The following is an 18,963-nucleotide window of genomic DNA, read 5'->3' as shown; positions in this document are numbered from 1 at the left end:
TGCACTCCATCCAATGGACCGTCCATGTACAGAATTCGCATCGTCGATGCATCCGATGACGACATCGTCGATACATTGGCCGACCTGCATCAGTCGACGTTCTTCGATGCGGCTCCCTTGCCACAATTCGAGTTAGGGGCGTGGTGGCTTGCCTATCACGGTGATGAGCCAGTAGCCTTCGCCGGTGTCGTGCCGTCAACCCACATTCGAAATGGCGGTTATTTCTCCAGGGTCGGTGTGTTGCAGCGGCACCGGGGGCGTGACCTCCAGTGCAGGCTGATGCGGGTGATCGAGGCAAGGGCACGGCGTATTGGATGGGACAGCATCGTCTCGGATACGACGGACAATGCGGTGTCTGCCAATAATTTCATCCGGGCGGGCTATCGGCTCTTCGAACCCCACGTGCCCTGGGCTTGGCCGCATACGCTTTACTGGCGAAAGCGGCTTCGCTGAACGAGTGGGCCAAGTTTCCCGTGGTGCGGAACGCGATTCACGCAACGTAAAAATGGTTCGCGCGAGATGAAGCGCAACACGGAACGTTCAAGGGCCCGGCAGCTTGACAGCTGCCGGGCCCTTCTTGCGTATTGAAGCGATGCGGGCGAAACACTTGCGAAGTCGGCGGTGCCGGGCTTTAAGTTTGCTCCTGCGGGAAATTCGGCAACGATAACCGATGTAAGGGAGCGCCGTCGATGCCCACCAAGCCTCAATTGCCGGAACGTTCGTCGCGGGCGACGGGCGCGCCTACCGCGCTCGATGGTCTGCTGGTCGTCGATTTCACGCGTGTGGTTGCCGGCCCGGCCTGTACGCAGACGCTTGCTGATTTCGGTGCGCACGTCATCAAGATCGAGAATCCAGACGGAGGCGATGACACGCGTGCGTATGAACACGCCGAGATCGGTGGAGAGAGTGCTGCCTATCTGAGCCTCAATCGCAACAAGCGTGGCATCGCGCTCGACCTTACCGTGCCGGAGGCTCGTGAGATCGCGCTGGATTTGATTCGCAAGGCCGACGTGGTCGTCGAGAACTTCTCCAGCGGGGTCATGAAGAAATTTGGCCTCGACTATGAAACGGTTGCGCCGCTCAATCCGCGGCTAGTCTATTGCTCGATCTCCGCCTACGGGCGCACCGGACCGTTTGCCTCGCGTCCCGGTTTTGATCCGATCACGCAGGCGGAAAGCGGCTTCATGTCGCTCAACGGATTTGCCGATGGCCCGGCGGTTCGCACCGGCCCGCCCATCGTGGACATGGCGACGGGGATGTCTGCCTGCAACGCCATCCTAATGGCGCTGCTGGCGCGGGATCGGCTCGGTCGCGGCCAGCATGTCGAGGTCGCCTTGTTCGACATCGCGATGGGGATGACGGGCTTCTACGGCATGGCTTATCTGATCAACGGCGAGAACCCTGGGCGGTTTGGTAACTCGCCGAGCGGGTCTCCTACTGTCGGCGTCTATGAGGCCTCCGATGGGCCGCTCTACATCGCGTGTGCCAATGACCGGCTCTATCGCAGATTGGTCGTCGAGGTGCTGAACAGGCCCGATCTCATCACCGATCCGCAGTTTGCAACGCGCAAAGCCCGCTCCGAGCACAAGGAGCTCTTGCGAGCAGCTATCGCGGAGGTCTTTGCGAGCGATACCCTCGAGAACTGGATGACCAAGATGAAGCTGGCCAATATCCCGGTCGGCTATCTCCGGACGGTCGAGGAGGGGTTCAATGCACCGGAGGCGCGAGAGCGCCATCGCTTGAACCGGATTCCGCATCGTACGGCGGGGTGGGTCCCGAACATCGAGCCGCCGATTGCCATGAGTTTGACCGGCCCGATTGACCCTGTGGCTGCTCCGTTGCTGGGCGAGCATACGGAGCAGGTCTTGCGGGACACCCTCGGTTACGACGAGCGCCGGATATCCCAGTTCACCCAAAAGGGCGTCTTTGGCTCGGGCAAGCCCTCGACGTCGGGCTGAGCCTGAGGGTTGAGTCCTGCAGGCCAGCCTCGCGCGACTGGCGGATCACGGTTTGGCGATGCCGCCACCTTCGCGGCATCGTATCTTCCCGGGCAGCCCGGGTTCAGGCGACCATACCCGGACAGCGCTGCCTCAGCTTGATTTGGCAAGGGTCTCGCCGCATAAATGTGTGAAAGCGAGGGATACGAATGGCGCCTGGTCAAGAGCCGAGCGTGGGCCGGCCCGGAGGGGCGCAATTCGATGAGCCTGCCCATGCGGCAATGGTCGCGAAGGCCCGCGCGCTCGTGCCACGGCTGCGAGAGCGGGCGGCGCGGACGGAGGAGTTGCGGCATTTGCCGCCCGAAACGGAGAAGGATCTGCACGACGCGGGCCTGTTCCGGATGCTCCAGCCCAAGCGCATCGGCGGCGCAGAACTCGATTATGTCGCCTTAATCGATTGCGCGGACCTGCTCGGACAGGCGGACGCATCGGTGGCGTGGAATCTGGCCAATTTGGCGAGCCATCACTGGATGCTCGGCATGTTCGAGCCGACGGCGCAGAATCTGGTCTGGAGTCGTGATCCGGACGCGCTGATCGCGTCCTCGTTCATTTTTCCCGCCGGACGTGCCACGAGAGTCGAGGGCGGATACCGGCTCCATGGCAGCTGGCCGTTCTCCTCGGGCGTTGCCTCCTGCGCATGGAACATGCTTGCAAGCGTGGTCTACTCCGACGATGAGGCAGACGGCATCGAGTATCGGATATTTCTGCTGCCGAAAGCCGACTACAAAGTCCTCGACACCTGGAATGTCGCAGGGCTGCGCGGGACAGGGTCTTGCGACGTGGAGGTCAGGGACGCTTTCGTGCCCGACGACATGACGGTCGCGGTCGGCGATCTTGACGGTGGGCCGACTCCGGGAAGCAAGCTCAATCCCAACCCGCTGTATGCGCTCCCGGTGTTCTCGCTGTTTCCCTACGTCCTCTCAGGCGTCGCGCTGGGAAACGCGCAGGCGTGTCTCGACGATTATGCGGAGGTCGTCCGTCATCGCATTTCCACCTATAATCACGCCAAACTGAGCGACTTTCAAAGCACCCAAATCAAAATCGCCGAGGCCTCGGCGAAGATCGATGCTGCCCGCCTGATCATGCGCTCGGCCTGTCTGAATGCCATGGAGGATGCAAGGCGGGGTCATATCCCCGATATGGCGACCAAGACCAGATATCGGCGCGACGGTGCTTTTTCAGTAAATTTCTGCACGGATGCGGTGTCGATGCTGTTTGCCGCGAGCGGAGCACGGGGCCTGTTCACGACGGGCGCGTTGCAGCGGCAATTCCGCGATGCGCACGCGATCAATTCGCATCTCGCGTTCAATTTCGATGCGGCCGGGACCAATTATGGACGCGTGGCGCTGGGCCTGCCGTCCGAGAATCTCACGCTGTGAGGCCGGCCGATGAATGATCTGCCGAAGCAGCCAGCCGTTCCCGATCCGGCCAACGAGTTCGCGAGCGACAGCTCGCCGATCGATCCCCGTGATTTCCGCAGTGCGCTAGGCACCTACGCCACTGGCGTGACGATCATCACGGCCGCGGCTCCTGACGGCAAGCCCTATGGCCTGACGTGCAATTCGTTCGCCTCGGTCTCGCTGAATCCGCCGCTGGTTCTTTGGAGCCTCGTCGTCTATTCCTCTAGTCTAACCATCTTCCAGAACGCCAGTCATTTCACCGTCAACGTTCTTGGCGTTTCGCAACAGGCGCTTGCGAGCAAATTCGCCAAATCGTCTGATGACAAGTTCACCGGTGTCGACTGGGCGCCGGGCCTCGGCGGCGCGCCGGTGCTCGCCGAGAGCGTTGCCAATTTTCAATGCCGCTCGGTCAATCGCTATTACGGCGGCGACCACGTGATCTTTCTCGGTGCAGTCGAGGCCTATACTTACAATACGAAGGAGCCGCTGCTCTTCGCTCGAGGTGCGTTTGGCCGATTTCTTGCCGACGACGAGCGCAAGTAGTCACTCCAAGCGTGCTTCAGCTCGCGCTCGACGGTTCAGCGGCCCCTGCCGAAAGCTTGTAGATTTCGAGCGCATCCGCGTCCGCGCCTCGCGCGGCCTTGGCGAGCCTGAAAAGTTGTCCGGCGAGCGAGGCCATGGGCACCGGCGTCGACGTCGTTTGAGCGACGTCGGCGACCGTATCGAGGTCCTTGAGCATTGTAGCAATGTGACCTAGCGGGGGTGAGTGAATGCCCTGGACCATCCGCGGCACGAACAGCTGCAACGGAATGGAGTCCGCGAAGCCGCCGGCGAGCGCTTCGGGCAACCGGTTGGCATCGATTCCGGCGTTCACGGCAAGGCGTGTTGCCTCCGCAAGAACGACCATCGCGCATCCGACGATCACCTGGTTGCATAGTTTTGTGGTCTGGCCGGCGCCGGTCAGGCCCATATGGGTAAACCTGCGTGCCATGGCCAGCACGTAGGGGCGGACCCGCTCGATGTCGCTGGCTTTTCCGCCGGCCATGATGGCAAGCGTGCCTTCCTCGGCGCCCTTGGTACCACCGGACACCGGCGCATCGATCCAGCCCGCGCCATTCGCTGCCAACAATCGCGTTGCAAGGTCCCGTGCGGCATCAGGATGGATCGACGAGAAGTCGACCACGAGCTTGCCCGCGCCAGCCGCGGTTGAGATGCTCGCGGGCCCGAAGATCACCTCTTCCACGGCAGCCGCATCCGTCACGCACATGAAGACGATGTCCGAACTCTCCATCAAGTCGCGGGGGGTGGCTGCGCGCCTGGCACCGGCCTCGACGAGTGCGGCCATCTTCCCTTCCGAACGGTTCCAGACTGTGACCTGATGGCCGGCGTTGAGCAGGCGCCGGCTCATCGGTGTCCCCATCAGTCCAAGGCCGAGATAGCCGAGCCGCTCGGCGCGTTGCGGGTTTGTCTTGCTTGCCTCAGCCATAGGTTGCCTCCATCTGCGCCGCGCGACGCTACGCTACCATACATGGCGTATCCCACGACGAAACCGCCCGGCCTGCATGGCTTGCTTGATTGTTTGAACCATGAAACATTTGCCGCGGTCGGGTTGGATGGCGCCGGTCGGCGCCTGGGCAGCGGAGTGGGCATGATGCGAACCGTTTCGAAGTGGATCCTGGTTTTGGGGGCGGCAGCGGCCGTGAGCGCCAGCGCGGGCCCGTCATGGGCGCAGCAGACAATTCGCGTCGGCTGGACCATTCCGGCCGAGGAATCCAAATACTGGATGATGCGCCGCCCGGCTGAGTTTCCCAATATCGGCAAGGCCTACAACATCGAATGGACCCAGTTTCAGGGCACCGCTCCGATGACGCAGGCGTTGGCGGCGGGCGCGCTGGATTGCGCGACGCAGGCGCCGCTGTCGCTTGCCAACGGCGTGGTTGGCGGCAACCTCAAGGCCTACATCGTGGCGCAGCATGTCTTCGAGAAGGCCGGTGGTTTCTCGGTCTACTGGGCTGTCATGGACGACTCCCCGATCAAGACGATCGCCGATCTCAAGGGCAAGACGGTCGGAATCTCCGTGATCGGCGGCGGCACGCAAGGCCCGTTCAATCTGTTGCTGAAGCAGAACGGCATCGATCCGTCCAAGGACATCAAGCTGGTCGAGGTGGGCTTTGCCGTCTCCGAAGATGCGTTGCGGCAGGGCCGCGTCGATGCGGTCAACATGAACCAGCCGTTTGCCGCACGCGCGGAGGCAAAGGGCGGCACGCGCAAACTGTTCTCGCTGTCGCAGGCGATGCCGAACATCGTGCACATCCTGGAAGCCTGCCGTGCCGATTTCGTCGACAAGAACCCTGAACTGGTCAAGGCTTACGTGCGTGACATTACCTCTGGCATGAAGAAAGCGCTCGCGAACCGCGAAGAGACGTTGAAGGTCGTCAACGAAGTCCTGAAGGCACCTATTCCGGTTCTCGAGACCTATCTGCTCAAGGACAACGATTTTGGCCGCGATCCGGGCGCGGCACCGAATTTCCCCGCGATCCAGAAGATGCTGGACATCTACGCGGAGACCGGGATGCTGCCAAAATTGGATGTCGCGCAATTCAAGCATTCGACGATTGTCGCTCCGCTGCAATAGGCGGTCGGTCGAATGAACCGAGCGAGAAGATCGCGGCGTCCAGAATGATCCGGGACGTTGCATGAAGAAGACGCACGTATGAAGAAGCTCCGATCTCGGATCACGACGGATGGTCTCGACCGGGCTCCGCACCGCGCGTTCATGCGCGCCATGGGGCTCGACGACGCCGCCATTGCCAAGCCGATGGTCGGCGTCGTCAGCATGAAGGGCGAACAGACGCCCTGCAACATGACGCACGACTTCCAGGTCGCAGCGGCCAAGACCGGGATCGAAGAGGCCGGCGGCACGCCGCGCGAGTTTTCGACCGTATCGGTTTCCGACGGTATCAGCATGAATCACGAGGGGATGAAGTTCTCGCTGTTTTCGCGGGAGCTGATTGCCGACTCGATCGAAGCCGTCGTCCATGGGCTCGCCTACGATGCGCTGATCGGTTACGGCGGATGCGACAAGACGCTTCCCGGCGTGATGATGGGCATGGTCCGGTGTAACGTGCCAGCCATTTTCATCTATGGCGGCAGCGCGCTGCCGGGCCGCGTCGATGGGCGGACCCTGACCGTGCTCGACTCCTACGAGGCTGTCGGCAGCTTCATGACGGGAGAGATCGACGGTGCCACGCTCGAGCGGATCGAGCGGGCTTGCCTGCCGACCATCGGCGCGTGCGCCGGGCAGTTCACCGCGAACACCATGGGGATGGTGTCTGAAGCGATAGGCCTTACCATTCCCAACGTGTCGATGGTGCCGGGTGTCTATGCCGAACGCGCGCAGATATCCAGGCGGGCCGGGCACCTCATCATGGCGATGCTGGAGCGCGGCGGGCCTTTGCCGCGCGACATCGTGACGCGGAAATCCCTGGAAAACGGTGCGGCAATCGTGGCTGCCACGGGCGGTTCGACCAATGCTGCGCTGCATCTGCCGGCGATCGCGAACGAGGCCGGGATCGCATTCACGATCGACGATGTCGGCGAGGTTTTTGCCAGGACGCCGCTGATCGGAAATCTGCGGCCGGGAGGCAAATATACGGCGAAGGATGTCTACGATATCGGTGGCGCCGCCGTGGTGATCCGGGAGCTGATTCAGAGCGGGCATATTGATGGCAGCTGCCTGTCCGTCACGGGCCGTACAATCGCCGAAGAATATGGCGCCGCCAATGCACCTGACGGAGAGATCGTTTACGCGGCTGGCGCGCCGATCATGCCAGATGGCGGCGTCGCGGTGCTGAAGGGAAACCTCTGTCCCGACGGCGCGGTCATCAAGGTTGCGGGCCTGAAGAGCCAGTTCTTTGAAGGCGTGGCGCGCGTTTTCGAAGACGAGGAGGCCTGCGTCGCGGCGGTTCGTGATCGCACTTATCAGGCGGGCGAGGTTCTCGTGATCCGCAATGAAGGGCCGGTGGGCGGCCCCGGCATGCGCGAGATGCTTGGCGTCACCGCGCTGATCTACGGACAGGGCATGGGCGAGAATGTGGCTCTGATCACGGATGGACGGTTCTCCGGCGCCACGCGCGGAATGTGCATCGGCTATGTGTCTCCCGAGGCCTTCGTTGGCGGTCCGCTGGCCCTGGTTCGCGATGGCGACAGGATCCGGATCGATGCCGCAAATCGGCGGATGGATATGCTGGTCGACGAGCAGGAACTCACTGCTCGCCGACAGGATTGGAAGCCGCGTCCGCCTCGTCACCGTGCTGGTGCGCTAGCGAAATATGCGCGATTGGTTGGCCAGGCACCGGGCGGGGCCGTCACACATGAGGGGCCCGCAGAATGGCCCTGGTTCGGATGACGCGACGAACCTGCCGGAAACAGCCACTGGTCTGGCAAGTTTCTTGCTAAGCTTGCGTCGCTGGCGGAGGATGTTCAGCGAGCGTGTTGCGCTGGGTTCGCGCGAATGAAGTGAGACGGGATGAAGGTAGTGCCTTCGAGATCGAGCGGATGGGTGAGACCGGTGACGCCGCAAAAGCCGGCTTCTGCAATCATCGAGATCGAGAGCGTCTCGCAGGTATTTCAGACCTCGGCGCGCAAGGACCATGTAGCGCTATCGGACATCTCCCTCTCGATCGAGGAGGGAGCCTTCGTCTCCATCCTTGGTCCGTCCGGCTGCGGCAAGTCCACGCTGCTTTACGTCGTCGGCGGCTTCGTCAGCCCGACCAGCGGTTCAGCGAAGATCAGGGGACGGACGATCAGGGGACCAGGGCCGGATCGCGGTCCGGTATTCCAGGAATTCGCGTTGTTTCCGTGGAAGACCGTGCTGGGCAATGTGATGTACGGCCCTCGCCAGCAGGGCGTGCGCACCACCGAGGCGGAAGCACAGAGCCGTGCCCTGATCGAAATGGTCGGGCTCAAGGGCTACGAGAACTTCTATCCCAAGGAGCTGTCCGGCGGCATGAAGCAGCGCGTGGCGCTGGCTCGGACGCTGGCTTACCATCCTGAGGTTCTGTTGATGGACGAGCCGTTCGGCGCGCTCGATGCTCACACGCGAACGCGCCTGCAGAACGATCTGCTGAATATCTGGGAGCGTGATCGCAAGACGGTGCTGTTCGTCACGCATTCTGTGGACGAAGCGGTTTTCCTGTCGGACAAGGTCGTGATGATGTCGAAGTCTCCCGGCCGGATCCGCGAGGTCATCGACATCGATCTGCCGCGGCCGCGCCGCCGCAGCGAGCTGCTGCTCGATCCACGGTACCAGAAATACGTCGTCGATATCGAGCGCATGTTCGACGAGGTCGAAGAGACGGGATCGGCGTCATGACATCGCTGACGGCCATGGCTAAGCGTGCCGCGCCGGTGGTTGCCTGCATCGGGCTTCTTGCGGCATGGCAGGTTGCGTCACTCGCGCTCAAGAACGACAGCTTCCCGACGGCGATCGAGGCAATCCGTGCAATCCCGGACATCCTCGGAGACAAGGAAGCTCTGATCAACATCCTGGCCTCGCTCCGCCGCATGGCGGTCGGGTTTGGCATAGCGGTATCGGTTTCGATCCCACTCGGCCTGTTGATGGGCCGCAGCCGGGCCGTCGCGGCCTTCTTCAATCCGCTCCTGATGGTGATCTACCCGGTGCCGAAGGCAGCCTTGATGCCGATCATCATGCTGTGGCTCGGCGTCGGCGACATCACGAAGACGCTGGTGATCTTTCTCGGCGTCAGCCTGCCCGTGATCTATCACAGCTTCGAGGGCGCCAGGGCGGTGGAAGAGAAGATGCTGTGGTCGGGCGCCGCGATGGGGCTTTCGCCTGCGCAACGGCTGGTCCGGATCGTACTGCCGGCGGCGCTGCCGGAAATTCTGACCGGTTGCCGCACCGGACTCGTGCTGGCGCTGATCACGATGATTACCAGCGAGATGATCGCGCGTCAGTCCGGCGCCGGCAATATCCTGTTCAATGCCCTCGACATGGGCCAATACGACACCGTCTTTGCGATGATCATTGTCGTCGGCGCGATGGGAATCTGCCTGGATGCGATCTTCGAGCGGGTCCGCGCCAGGCTGGTGCGCTGGTCTGAGCCTCAGTTCGATTTGCCGCTGAGCTTCTCATGATGCCGCAGCTTCGCTCCACCAGCATCATCCTCGGCCTCGCGCCGATCGTGCTGGTGATCGCGCTGTGGCAAGGCCTCGTATCATTTGGCTTTGCGCCTGCGGTCTTGCTGCCGCCACCGGGATACGTCTTCAGCAGGTTGCTGCAGCAGCTCGTGACATGGACGTTCCAGCAGGAGATCGCGGCGACCCTGATCCGGCTGTTTGCCGGCTTCGCGATTGCGGTCGTGCTCGGTGTCAGCATCGGCATCGCCGCGGCCGCCAGTCCGGCTATCAACGCCGTGGTCCGGCCGATCGTTCGCGTACTCGCGCCCTTGCCCAAGGTCGCGCTCTATCCAGCATTGCTGCTGCTGCTCGGCTTCGGTCACGGGTCGAAGATCACGCTGGTGGCGGCGGATGCACTCTTTCCCATTTTGCTCTCTACCTATTACGGCGCGTCGACGGTGGAGCAGAAGCTGATCTGGTCGGCTATGGCGGCGGGAACGCCGCGCTATGAGATCCTGTTCAAGGTGGTGCTGCCGGCCGCGATGCCGTCGATCTTGACCGGTTGCCGGATCGGCCTTGTCATTTCCTGCATCGTGGTGTTTCTGGCCGAGATGATCACGTCGAGCGACGGGCTCGGACATGTCCTCGTCACGGCGGCCCGGACTTTTCAGGCGGTCGATATGTTCGTTCCGCTGATCACGATCTCGCTGCTGGGCCTGATCCTCAATGGCCTGCTGGGGGCTGTGCGCGCGTATTTGCTGCGGGGTTTCCCCGAAGCATGAACTGACGAAGAAGAAACCAGAAGACCGGGAGTAGACCATGCTGGCTGATCGCATCGAGGCAAAATGGATCGACGCATTTTGCGAGATTTTTGAGCGATGCGCCGTCAAGGCCGGCGATACCGCGGCGATCCTCTCGGAAACCCAGTCACGTGCGCTGAATGTTCACCTGGCGGAGCTCGCGCTGCTGCGGATGGGCGCGCGACCGTTTCACGTGGTGATGCCGACCCCGCGTAACCGGAATATCGTTCCGGTTCGCTCGACGGGTGCGAGCGAGGCGATCCAGCGGCTTGGTCCGGTGATCACCGCGCTTCAGCAGGCTGGCTTTGTGGTGGATTGCACCATCGAGGGCCTGATGCATGCGGTCGAGACACCCGAGATCCTCAAAGCCGGCGCGCGCATCCTGGTGATCTCCAACGAGCATCCCGAGGCGCTGGAGCGGATGGTGCCGGTTCCCGCGCTCGAGAAGCGCGTTCGCGCAGCGGCAAAGATGCTGCGCGGGACCAAACGGATGCGGGTGACGTCAAAGGCCGGCACGGCGCTCGACGTCGATATGGTCGGCGCATCCACGGTCGGTGTGTGGGGGTGGACCGACAAACCCGGTACGCTGGCGCATTGGCCCGGCGGCATCGTCGTCAGCTTCCCCAAGAGCGGAACGATCAATGGCACGCTGGTGATGGCGCCCGGCGACATCAACCTGACCTTCAAGCGTTACCTGACTTCGCCGGTGAAGATGACACTGAAGGACGATTATGTTGTCGAGCTGGAAGGCGAAGGCACGGATGCCGCAATGATGCGTGCCTATCTTGCCGCCTGGGGCGATCGGGAAGCCTATGCGGTATCGCATGTCGGTTTCGGCATGAATCCGGGCGCGCGCTACGAGGCGCTGTCGATGTATGACCAGCGCGACACCAACGGCACGGAAATTCGTGCCGTCTCCGGCAACTTCCTGTTCTCGACCGGTGCCAACGAATTCGCCGGCCGCTACACGGCGGGCCATTTCGATCTGCCGATGATGGGGACGACGATCGAGCTCGATGGCGTCGCGGTCGTGCGTGAAGGAGTGCTGCAGGACGTTTTCGGCTAGCTCCGATCGAGCACAGGAGGCCGAGCCAGGTCGAAGTGACGGAGCAGGTCGACCATGGCCTGAAGCCGTTTTGCCCGATAGGCGTCGACGTCCATGCCGGAATAATCGAGAAAGCCTGCACCCGTGCGCAGGCCGATCCGGCCTTCGTGCATGTTCCTTGAAATCACGTCCGGCGCGCGATAGCGGTCGCTGCCGAGTGCGCCTTCGAGATAACGACTGGCGTAGTAGAGGATGTCGCCGCCACCCCAGTCGATGAATTCGAGCAGCCCAAGCACGGCGTAGCGGAAGCCGAAACCGTAGCGGATCGCCTTGTCGATGTCTTCTGCGCTGGCGACGCCTTCTTCGACCATGCGCGCGGCCTCGTTCATCGCCAGCGCCTGGATGCGCGGCACGATGAAGCCGGGTGTCGCCGCGCAGACCACCGGCACCTTGCCGATGCCTTCGAGCAGCCCCTTGACCTCGTCGATGACAGCGGGATCGGTAGCCTTGCCGGGCGAAACCTCGACCAGCGGGATCAGATAGGCGGGATTGAGCCAGTGCACATTGAGGAAGCGGCGAGGATTCACGATCGCGCCCGAGAGATCGTCGACGAGAATGGTCGACGTCGTCGATGCGATGATCGTATCGGGGCCGACTTGCTGTGAGGCCGCCCCCAGCACATCCCGCTTGAGCTCGACGACTTCGGGGACTCCCTCGAAGACTATTCCCGCATCGGATAGTGCCACATCGCTCAGGCCGGCCGGCACCACCGAGACCCGCGCGATCAGCGGATCGACATCCGCCTCGGTCAGTAGCCCCAGCTTCGACAGGCTGGCAAAGGTCGTCCCGACTTCGCCGAGCGCATCTGCCTCCAGCCTCGCGAAATCTTCCGCCGAGCGGTCCTTGACGTCGATCATCGTGACCGTATGCCCCGCGTAGGCAAACGCGACGGCGATGCCGCGGCCCATGCGGCCGGCCCCGAGACAGGCGATGATGGCTCGGCTGGTCATCGGTCAAATCCCCTGCGAAGAAGCGTCCGCAAAGCGGCCTTATCGAGATTGCCGAGCCCCAGCGTCTCGAGGGTTCGGCCGCCTTGCGCAAAGTCCTCACCGCAAACTGCGCCGCCAATGGCCAGGAACGCCTTGGCCAGCGGCGTAGCCACGCCCGCCAGGCCGGCGACGGAGACCAGCAGCGATAGCCCAAGCCGCAAATCTTCTCTCATATAACGGTGCTCGGTCAGCACGATCCGCTCGCGCCAGTCGCCGGAATCGGTCAACCGGTCATGCGAGCCGCGGCCATACATCCAGATCTCGCCTTCTTTGGCATAGTGATGGGCGAGCGGAAAGTGCGGTGCGCCATATCCGAGCGCCTCACGCACGGCGATCCGTTCGGCGTCAAGCGCGTCGGTGACCCGGCGAATCGCGGCTTGCGTTCCCTCCTTGTGGATGTCCCATCTCTCGAAATGCTCGATCGGGCCTGCATTCATCACGATCAGGGGCGGATGGATGATCGGGCCGGCGTTCATCAGCGCACCGGAGAGAGCATCTCCGCACGGCTCGATTGCGCCGGGGAACGCCTGTCCAATCACCGCAAGTGCACGCGGCGCCTGATCGAGTGGGAAAACGCCGACGGGCAGTCGCTTGGCGCGGATGGTGATCGCGACCTCGAATGGCCCGTGCTTGCGGGTCAGCCATGGCAACGTTCCGGTCTCGGCAAAGCTCGCCTTGGCGTGGTTGCCACAATCCCGCGCAGCCTGGGCGAAGATCATCGAGCCGAACGTGGCCGGTGGCAGAAACACGACCTGCCCATCCCGCAGATGTGGAGCAAGCAGGCGCGCAATATCAGGCTGCGCGAAGGCGGGTGCGGGGCACAGGATCAGCTCTGCGCCGCTGACGGCTTCGGCGATGTCGGTCGTGACCAGCGCGAGCTTGACGTCGTGACTGCCGTTATGATCCTTCACCAGGATGCGCGAGCCTGCGGCGCGATGTGCTGCGACCTGATCGGCGTCGCGGCGCCAGAGTCGGACCTCATGTCCCGACAGCGCAAAATCGCCCGCGGCCGCGAAAGAGCCGTTTCCTCCCCCCAGAACCGCAATCTTCAAGATGCTTCTCCTTGCGTGCGCGATTGCGCATCAAGCTGCTTCAGCAGGAAATGCTGAACCTTGCCCAGCGCAGTGCGCGGCAGGTCGGCGACGAAAACGATCTCGCGCGGAATCTTGTAGCGCGCGAGTTGGGCCTGAAGATGCGCTTTCAACGCGTCTGCTTCCAGCCGACAGCCGGATCGCGGGATCACGTAGGCGATGGGCACCTCGTCCCAGCGTGGATCGGGCCGGCCGATCACGGCGCATTCGCTGACATCGGGATGTTCGAGCAGGACGCGTTCGACCTCCGCCGGATAGATGTTCTCGCCGCCGGAAATGATCATGTTCTTCTTGCGGTCGCGCACCCAGAAATAGCCGTCCGCGTCGCACAGGCCGATATCGCCAGTACGATACCAGCCGTCGTGCAGAGCATCGCGCGTGGCGTCCGCATTGCCCCAATATTCGAAGAACACGTTGGGTCCGCGCACCGCGATCTCCCCCGGCGCGCCCGCCGGCACCTCGCTGCCGGCCTGATCAATCACTTTCGCTTCGCAACACAGGCCGGCAAGTCCGGTCGATCCCGCGCGCGAGAGATCGCCACCAAGCCGGGTGTAGACCGCTATCGGGCAAGTTTCCGTCGAGCCGTAGACCTGAAGGACCGGGACGCCGCGCGCGACGAAGCGGTCGATCAGATACGGCGGCACGATGGTCGAGCCGGTCGCGACGGCTTTGAGCGACGAAAGGTCGGTCGTGGTCCAGGCAGGATGCTCGCTTACGGCCTGGATGATTGCCGGCACCATCACGGTCAACGTCGGCCGTTCCCGTTCGATGGCTGCAAGCGCTGTGTCCGGCGTGAAGCGTGCGTGAACCGTGACCATCGCGCCGAGCTGCAGCGCCGCCGTGGTCTGGATGTTGAGGCCACCGACGTGGAAGAACGGCAGCAGCGTCAGCACGTGGTCATCGGACGTCATGTTGTGCATATGCTGGCTCATGACGCCGTTCCAGAACAGCGCCTCCTGGCGCAGCACTGCGCCTTTGGGCCGTCCGGTCGTTCCCGAGGTGTAGACAATGAGAAGCGGACAGGAGAGGTCAGTGTGCGGGTTGCGGCCGGTGCCCTCGCTACGGGCCAGCAGACTTTCGAGCGTCATGCCGCGGGGCGGCTCGAAATCGAGCCCGACAATTGCGGTGCCGTCCAGCTCGGCAAGAACCTCCTCAAATGCCTGCTCGAGCACCAGGACCTTGGCGCCGGCATCGGTGAGGATGAAAAGCTGCTCGGCGACAGCCAGCCGCCAGTTCAGGGGCACCAGCATCGCGCCGAGCCGCGCGCAGGCATAGAGCAGAACCAGATAGTCCGGCCGGTTCAGGCTGAGGATCGCAACGCGGTCGCCCCGGCCTACGCCGAGCTCCTGCTTCAATATCGCCGCCGTCCGCTCGATGCGTGCAGCGAACGCCGCATAGCTCAACCGTCCGCCTTCGAAGGCAATGGCCGTCTTGTCCGGCGCGAACGCCGCGTTGCGATCGATCAGACTGCAGAGATCCACCGTCAGTCGTCCGTTTCGCCGGCCTCGTACAGCGCCTCGCGCCCGATCCGGTCGAGACAGAGCTCGGCTGTCCAGGGCAGCATCAGCGAGCCGCAGCGGCTGTCGCGATAGATCCGCTCGAGCGGTAGCGAGCGGAGCATGGCCTGACCGCCGCAGGTACGGATCGCGAGCGCGGCGAGCTCATTGGCGCCCTCCATCACCGAATATTGCGCGGCATAGGCGCGCAGCACCTGCTCCTTGCTCGGATTGGCGCGCGCCTCGGTGACCGCCTGGAACCAGATCGCCTTGATCTGCTCGAGCTTGATCTGCATCTGCGCGACCGCAATCTGCTTGGTCGGATACATCCTGCGCTTGACCGGCGGCATGCCCGGCACTTCGCCGCGCAGATAGCGCACGGTGAAGTCATAGGCGGCTTGTGCAAGGCCCATATAGGTCGGCGACAGCGTCAGGAACATGTGCGGCCAGCGCATCGCGGCCTGGAAATAGACGCCCCGCGGCATCAGCGCCGAATCTGCTGGCACGAACACGTCCTTGAACAGCAGCGTGCGCGAGACCGTCCCGCGCATGCCGAGCGGATCCCAGTCACCGACGACCGAAACGCCTTCCGATTTTGCAGGAATGGCGAGGTAAAGCGTATTGCGGCGCGAAGCCTTCTCGCCTTCCTCGATCTCGGTGCAGAGAACGCCGTAATAGTCCGCATGGCCCGAGAGCGATGCAAAGATCTTCTTGCCGTTGACGATCCAGCCGCCCTCGACCGGCCTTGCTTCCGTGCCGAAAGCGACGCCGCCTGCGGCTGCCGCACCGCCCTCCGAGAAGGGCTGCGAATAGATCGCGCCGTCCTCGACGATGCGCTTGTAGTGGACTGCACGTCGCCCCTCGTGCTCGGCACGGGTTCTTGCATCCATGTCCAGATCGTCGGCGAGCGGGCCCGACCACAGTGTCGAGCAGACATGCATGTTCCATGTGAGTGCGGTCGCGCCGCAATAGCGGCCGATTTCGGCTGCCGCCAGTGCGTAAGTTTGATAATTCGCGCCGAGCCCGCCATGCTTCTTGGGCACGGCAATACCGAGCAAGCCGACGCGATGCAGGTCGCGATAATTCTCGGACGGGAAGATCGCCTCGCGATCGTAAGTCGCGGCGCGGCCAGCGAACACGTTCTGGCCGATCTCGCGCGCCCGCGCGATGATGCCGGCCTGCTCGTCGCTCAGGCGGAACGCGACGGGATCGAAGATCGGTGCATCCAACGCGACCTTGTCAGTCGCGCCGATGGTGTTGCTGACTTGCATGGTCATTGCGCAGTCACCTACGTTCTGGTCGCGACGGAATTCAGGAAGCGGCCGAGGGCCTCGTCAAAGGCATCCGGACGTTCGAGGTTGGCGAGATGGCCGACAGAGTCGAGTTCGACATATTCCGCGGAGGGAATGTAGGTCGCCGTCTTCGCCATCATCGGCGCTGGCGCGTTGTTGTCCTTGGAGCCGGACAGCAGCAGCGTCGGGATGGAAATGTCCTTGAGGGTGCTGCGTTGGTCGAAGCCAATCAAGGCCAGCATCATGGCGCGATAGCTCGCCTCGGGCACGCTTGCCATGCACTCGCGTGCAACCTCCATTCCCCTGGGATCAGGATCGTCGCCCACGAGTTCCTTCACCAAAGAGGGCGCCAGCGACTTCATCGTTTCACCGCGATCGAGCGGCCCGAGCCGTGCGGCGATAAACGATTTCTGCCAATCACCGTCGGCCTTGCCGAAGGCGGGGCTGGTCTGCGCCAGCACGACCGCGCGCGCCAGGTTTGGGGATTGCACCAGCCATTTCTGGACGATCATGCCACCGATGGAATGGCCGACCAGAATTGGCCTGCTCGCCCCAAGCTGCTCGATGAATCGCTGAAGCGCATCCGCCAGGGCAGCGATGCTGACGCTGGCGAGCGGTGCCGACCCACCATAGCCGGGCATGTCCCATGCAATCGCGTGGAAGCGGCCGCCGAATGTGGCAAGCTGCTGCCGCCAGGCCCGTGCCGCACCGCCGATGCCATGCAGGAAAATCAGAGGTGTCCCGCCCGGATCGCCCGCGGCTTCATAGGCGAAGCGGCCGTCCTTTGTTATCATTGGCGCAGGCTGCGACACGCGACATCCTTTTGCTCGGCCCTTCGATGCTAACAGGCCTGTGAGGGATGGGAAGAGATAATTTTATACTTAAAGCAATTTTCGGGCCGGCGTGCGGCCGTTCGCGGAGTCGCGTCGAGCTTTGTTTGCAAAAGTTTGAAGGTTAAAATATATCGAGAGAGCGATCAGCAGAATGCAAGGAAGCCAGCGCATGTCCGGATTACCGCATTCGCCGCACGCGCTGGTGACCGGTGGCGGTCGCGGCATTGGTCGCGCCATCGCAGCAGCGCTCGTCGAGGCCGGTGCTACCGTGACCGTCCTTGGTCGGAGCGCTGCGACGCTTGAAGAGGCTGTCAGCGCAGGGGCAGCGCATTTTGCGGTCGTCGCCGACGTCTCGAACGAAACTTCGTTGAAAGCCGCCATCGCTGAAGCGAGCGCGCGGCAGCCGATCGATATTCTGATCGCCAACGCGGGAAGTGCCGAGTCCGCGCCGTTCTCCAAATCCGACAGCGCCCTGTTCGCGCGCATGATGGACGTCAATTTCATGGGCGTGGTCCATGCTGTCAGCGCTGTGCTGCCCGGGATGAAGGATCGTCCCTATGGCCGTATCGTCGCGATCGCGTCGACGGCGGGGCTCAAGGGCTATGCTTACGTGAGCGCGTACACTGCCGCCAAGCACGCCGTGATTGGTCTCGTGCGCTCGCTTGCACTGGAGACGGCCGGCAGCAACGTGACCGTCAACGCGGTGTGTCCCGGTTTCACCGACACCGATCTGGTGGCCGGCAGCATCGAGAACATCATGAAAAAGACGGGGCGCAGCCGCGAGCAGGCCATTGCCGAACTCGCGAAACATAATCCGCAAGGACGATTGATCTCTCCTCGGGAGGTCGCGGATGCCGTGCTCTGGCTGTGCGGCGAGGGCGCCGGCGCAATCACCGGGCAGGCCATCGCTGTTGCCGGTGGTGAGATTTAGCGCATGGCTAAGGCGCGGAACATGGAAGCCAAGGAGATCGTATGAGCAGACCAGCCAATCCCGTGACCTTACCGCTTGCGGACTATTCGCCGCAGCACTTCCTGCTGGCCGTGGTCGATGGTGTTGCAACAGTTACGCTCAATCGTCCGGAACGGAAGAACCCGCTGACCTTCGAGAGCTATCGCGAGCTCACCGATTTCTTTCGCGCCTGCGCATTCGATGATGCAGTCAAGTCCATCGTCGTGACCGGCGCTGGTGCCAATTTCTCCTCCGGCGGCGATGTGTTCGAGATCATCGGTCCGCTCGTGAATATGGACACCAAGGGGCTGACGGCGTTTACGCGGATGACCGGCGACCTCGTCAAGGCGATGCGAGCCTGCCCGCAGCCGATCGTTGCCGCGGTTGAAGGCATCTGCGCCGGCGCGGGCGCGATCATCGCCATGGCGTCGGACATGCGGCTTGCGGCGAGCGGAGCCAAGGTCGCATTCCTCTTCAACAAGGTCGGCCTCGCCGGTTGTGACATGGGCGCCTGCGCGATCCTGCCGCGGATCATCGGACAATCTCGCGCCTCCGAGTTGCTCTACACCGGCCGGTTCATGACCGCGGAGGAGGGCGAGCGCTGGGGCTTCTTCAGCCGCCTCGTCACGCCGGAGCAGGTGCTGCCCCAGGCACAAGTGCTCGCCAAGCAAATCGCGGAGGGACCGACTTTTGCCAACACCATGACCAAACGGATGCTGGCCATGGAATGGGCCATGTCGGTGGAGGAGGCGATCGAGGCCGAAGCTATTGCTCAAGCGCTGTGCATGACGACGGCCGATTTCGAACGGGCCTTCGAGGCCTTTGCCGACAAGGTCAAGCCGGTCTTCAGGGGAGACTAAGCCGGGCTTTGCC

17 protein-coding genes and 1 pseudogene are annotated in these 18,963 nt (G+C 63.0%); 12 read left to right on the top strand and 6 right to left on the bottom strand.

The features are described from left to right. Positions 1–24: 24 nt before the first annotated feature. From BRA471DRAFT_RS26175 to BRA471DRAFT_RS26160, 4 genes are all read left to right on the top strand, one after another. Positions 25–453: a GNAT family N-acetyltransferase gene (locus tag BRA471DRAFT_RS26175; protein ID WP_007612739.1), complete on the top strand. Its 429-nt coding sequence runs from the start codon at positions 25–27 to the stop codon at positions 451–453. A gap of 236 nt (positions 454–689) precedes the next feature. Continuing rightward, complete coding sequence (locus tag BRA471DRAFT_RS26170) at positions 690–1,958, top strand: CaiB/BaiF CoA-transferase family protein (RefSeq protein WP_007612735.1); 1,269 nt, start codon at positions 690–692, stop codon at positions 1,956–1,958. A 188-nt stretch (positions 1,959–2,146) separates the two neighbouring features. Then, the gene (locus tag BRA471DRAFT_RS26165) at positions 2,147–3,376 is read left to right on the top strand and encodes an acyl-CoA dehydrogenase family protein (protein WP_007612734.1); all 1,230 of its coding nucleotides are present in this window, start codon (positions 2,147–2,149) and stop codon (positions 3,374–3,376) included. Between the two features lie 9 nt (positions 3,377–3,385). Next, the gene (locus BRA471DRAFT_RS26160; protein ID WP_007612732.1) at positions 3,386–3,940 is read left to right on the top strand and encodes a flavin reductase family protein; all 555 of its coding nucleotides are present in this window, start codon (positions 3,386–3,388) and stop codon (positions 3,938–3,940) included. Positions 3,941–3,956: 16 nt separating this feature from the next. Here BRA471DRAFT_RS26160 and BRA471DRAFT_RS40425 read toward each other — a convergent pair. After that, a pseudogene (locus BRA471DRAFT_RS40425) lies at positions 3,957–4,898 on the bottom strand (NAD(P)-dependent oxidoreductase); the annotation flags it as partial. Positions 4,899–5,048: 150 nt separating this feature from the next. On the opposite strand from BRA471DRAFT_RS40425, the gene BRA471DRAFT_RS26150 reads away from it, so the two are divergent. From BRA471DRAFT_RS26150 to BRA471DRAFT_RS26125, 6 genes are all read left to right on the top strand, one after another. After that, on the top strand, positions 5,049–6,032 hold the full coding sequence (locus BRA471DRAFT_RS26150; protein WP_198287911.1) for an ABC transporter substrate-binding protein: 984 nt from the start codon (positions 5,049–5,051) through the stop codon (positions 6,030–6,032). Positions 6,033–6,110: 78 nt separating this feature from the next. After that, positions 6,111–7,805 carry a dihydroxy-acid dehydratase gene (ilvD, locus tag BRA471DRAFT_RS26145; RefSeq protein WP_007612729.1) on the top strand — a complete coding sequence of 565 codons (1,695 nt, stop codon included), beginning with the start codon at positions 6,111–6,113 and terminating at the stop codon, positions 7,803–7,805. Between the two features lie 120 nt (positions 7,806–7,925). Next, the gene (locus BRA471DRAFT_RS26140) at positions 7,926–8,771 is read left to right on the top strand and encodes an ABC transporter ATP-binding protein (protein ID WP_007612728.1); all 846 of its coding nucleotides are present in this window, start codon (positions 7,926–7,928) and stop codon (positions 8,769–8,771) included. After that, positions 8,768–9,553: an ABC transporter permease gene (locus BRA471DRAFT_RS26135; protein WP_007612727.1), complete on the top strand. Its 786-nt coding sequence runs from the start codon at positions 8,768–8,770 to the stop codon at positions 9,551–9,553. Before BRA471DRAFT_RS26140 ends, BRA471DRAFT_RS26135 begins: the two co-directional genes overlap by 4 nt. After that, positions 9,550–10,317 (top strand): ABC transporter permease, encoded by a 768-nt coding sequence (locus tag BRA471DRAFT_RS26130; protein WP_007612726.1) that lies wholly within the window; start codon positions 9,550–9,552, stop codon positions 10,315–10,317. The genes BRA471DRAFT_RS26135 and BRA471DRAFT_RS26130 overlap by 4 nt, the downstream gene beginning before the upstream one ends. Before the next feature lie 37 nt (positions 10,318–10,354). Then, positions 10,355–11,401, top strand: a complete 1,047-nt coding sequence (locus tag BRA471DRAFT_RS26125) for a hypothetical protein (RefSeq protein ID WP_007612721.1) — start codon at positions 10,355–10,357, stop codon at positions 11,399–11,401. Here BRA471DRAFT_RS26125 and BRA471DRAFT_RS26120 read toward each other — a convergent pair. Genes BRA471DRAFT_RS26120 through BRA471DRAFT_RS26100 form a run of 5 tightly spaced genes read right to left on the bottom strand, consistent with a single transcriptional unit; the run spans position 11,398 to position 17,102 of the window. Further along, positions 11,398–12,390: a 3-hydroxybutyryl-CoA dehydrogenase gene (locus BRA471DRAFT_RS26120; RefSeq protein WP_007612720.1), complete on the bottom strand. Its 993-nt coding sequence runs from the start codon at positions 12,388–12,390 to the stop codon at positions 11,398–11,400. The genes BRA471DRAFT_RS26125 and BRA471DRAFT_RS26120 overlap by 4 nt on opposite strands. Beyond that, a complete protein-coding gene (locus tag BRA471DRAFT_RS26115) occupies positions 12,387–13,481 on the bottom strand; it encodes an NAD/NADP-dependent octopine/nopaline dehydrogenase family protein (RefSeq protein WP_007612718.1) in 1,095 nt (364 codons plus the stop codon). Before BRA471DRAFT_RS26115 ends, BRA471DRAFT_RS26120 begins: the two co-directional genes overlap by 4 nt. After that, positions 13,478–15,001, bottom strand: a complete 1,524-nt coding sequence (locus tag BRA471DRAFT_RS26110) for a class I adenylate-forming enzyme family protein (RefSeq protein WP_007612716.1) — start codon at positions 14,999–15,001, stop codon at positions 13,478–13,480. The genes BRA471DRAFT_RS26115 and BRA471DRAFT_RS26110 overlap by 4 nt, the downstream gene beginning before the upstream one ends. A 2-nt stretch (positions 15,002–15,003) precedes the next feature. Next, complete coding sequence (locus BRA471DRAFT_RS26105; RefSeq protein WP_007612714.1) at positions 15,004–16,293, bottom strand: acyl-CoA dehydrogenase family protein; 1,290 nt, start codon at positions 16,291–16,293, stop codon at positions 15,004–15,006. A gap of 11 nt (positions 16,294–16,304) precedes the next feature. After that, positions 16,305–17,102 carry an alpha/beta fold hydrolase gene (locus BRA471DRAFT_RS26100; RefSeq protein ID WP_050992663.1) on the bottom strand — a complete coding sequence of 266 codons (798 nt, stop codon included), beginning with the start codon at positions 17,100–17,102 and terminating at the stop codon, positions 16,305–16,307. A gap of 208 nt (positions 17,103–17,310) precedes the next feature. Between BRA471DRAFT_RS26100 and BRA471DRAFT_RS26095 the strand changes: the two genes are divergently transcribed. Together BRA471DRAFT_RS26095 and BRA471DRAFT_RS26090 are read left to right on the top strand one after the other, a co-directional pair. Further along, entirely contained in the window at positions 17,311–18,072 is a 762-nt protein-coding gene (locus tag BRA471DRAFT_RS26095) for an SDR family NAD(P)-dependent oxidoreductase (protein ID WP_007612710.1), read from the top strand. 41 nt (positions 18,073–18,113) lie between these two features. Then, a complete protein-coding gene (locus BRA471DRAFT_RS26090; protein WP_007612708.1) occupies positions 18,114–18,950 on the top strand; it encodes an enoyl-CoA hydratase family protein in 837 nt (278 codons plus the stop codon). Positions 18,951–18,963: the final 13 nt, after the last annotated feature.

Origin of the sequence: Bradyrhizobium sp. WSM471 (genome assembly GCF_000244915.1) — a bacterium.
Lineage (GTDB): Bacteria > Pseudomonadota > Alphaproteobacteria > Rhizobiales > Xanthobacteraceae > Bradyrhizobium.
This window is presented reverse-complemented; position numbering and strand designations above follow the sequence as displayed.

Excerpts from the sequence above, each read along its gene's own strand:
- BRA471DRAFT_RS26175 (WP_007612739.1), top strand. The coding sequence starts at position 25 with ATGTACAGAATTCGCATCGTCGATGCATCCGATGACGACATCGTCGAT.
- BRA471DRAFT_RS26170 (WP_007612735.1), top strand. The coding sequence starts at position 690 with ATGCCCACCAAGCCTCAATTGCCGGAACGTTCGTCGCGGGCGACGGGC.
- BRA471DRAFT_RS26165 (WP_007612734.1), top strand. The coding sequence starts at position 2,147 with ATGGCGCCTGGTCAAGAGCCGAGCGTGGGCCGGCCCGGAGGGGCGCAA.
- BRA471DRAFT_RS26160 (WP_007612732.1), top strand. The coding sequence starts at position 3,386 with ATGAATGATCTGCCGAAGCAGCCAGCCGTTCCCGATCCGGCCAACGAG.
- BRA471DRAFT_RS26150 (WP_198287911.1), top strand. The coding sequence starts at position 5,049 with ATGCGAACCGTTTCGAAGTGGATCCTGGTTTTGGGGGCGGCAGCGGCC.
- ilvD (WP_007612729.1), top strand. The coding sequence starts at position 6,111 with ATGAAGAAGCTCCGATCTCGGATCACGACGGATGGTCTCGACCGGGCT.
- BRA471DRAFT_RS26140 (WP_007612728.1), top strand. The coding sequence starts at position 7,926 with ATGAAGGTAGTGCCTTCGAGATCGAGCGGATGGGTGAGACCGGTGACG.
- BRA471DRAFT_RS26135 (WP_007612727.1), top strand. The coding sequence starts at position 8,768 with ATGACATCGCTGACGGCCATGGCTAAGCGTGCCGCGCCGGTGGTTGCC.
- BRA471DRAFT_RS26130 (WP_007612726.1), top strand. The coding sequence starts at position 9,550 with ATGATGCCGCAGCTTCGCTCCACCAGCATCATCCTCGGCCTCGCGCCG.
- BRA471DRAFT_RS26125 (WP_007612721.1), top strand. The coding sequence starts at position 10,355 with ATGCTGGCTGATCGCATCGAGGCAAAATGGATCGACGCATTTTGCGAG.
- BRA471DRAFT_RS26120 (WP_007612720.1), bottom strand. The coding sequence starts at position 12,390 with ATGACCAGCCGAGCCATCATCGCCTGTCTCGGGGCCGGCCGCATGGGC.
- BRA471DRAFT_RS26105 (WP_007612714.1), bottom strand. The coding sequence starts at position 16,293 with ATGACCATGCAAGTCAGCAACACCATCGGCGCGACTGACAAGGTCGCG.
- BRA471DRAFT_RS26100 (WP_050992663.1), bottom strand. The coding sequence starts at position 17,102 with ATGATAACAAAGGACGGCCGCTTCGCCTATGAAGCCGCGGGCGATCCG.
- BRA471DRAFT_RS26095 (WP_007612710.1), top strand. The coding sequence starts at position 17,311 with ATGTCCGGATTACCGCATTCGCCGCACGCGCTGGTGACCGGTGGCGGT.
- BRA471DRAFT_RS26090 (WP_007612708.1), top strand. The coding sequence starts at position 18,114 with ATGAGCAGACCAGCCAATCCCGTGACCTTACCGCTTGCGGACTATTCG.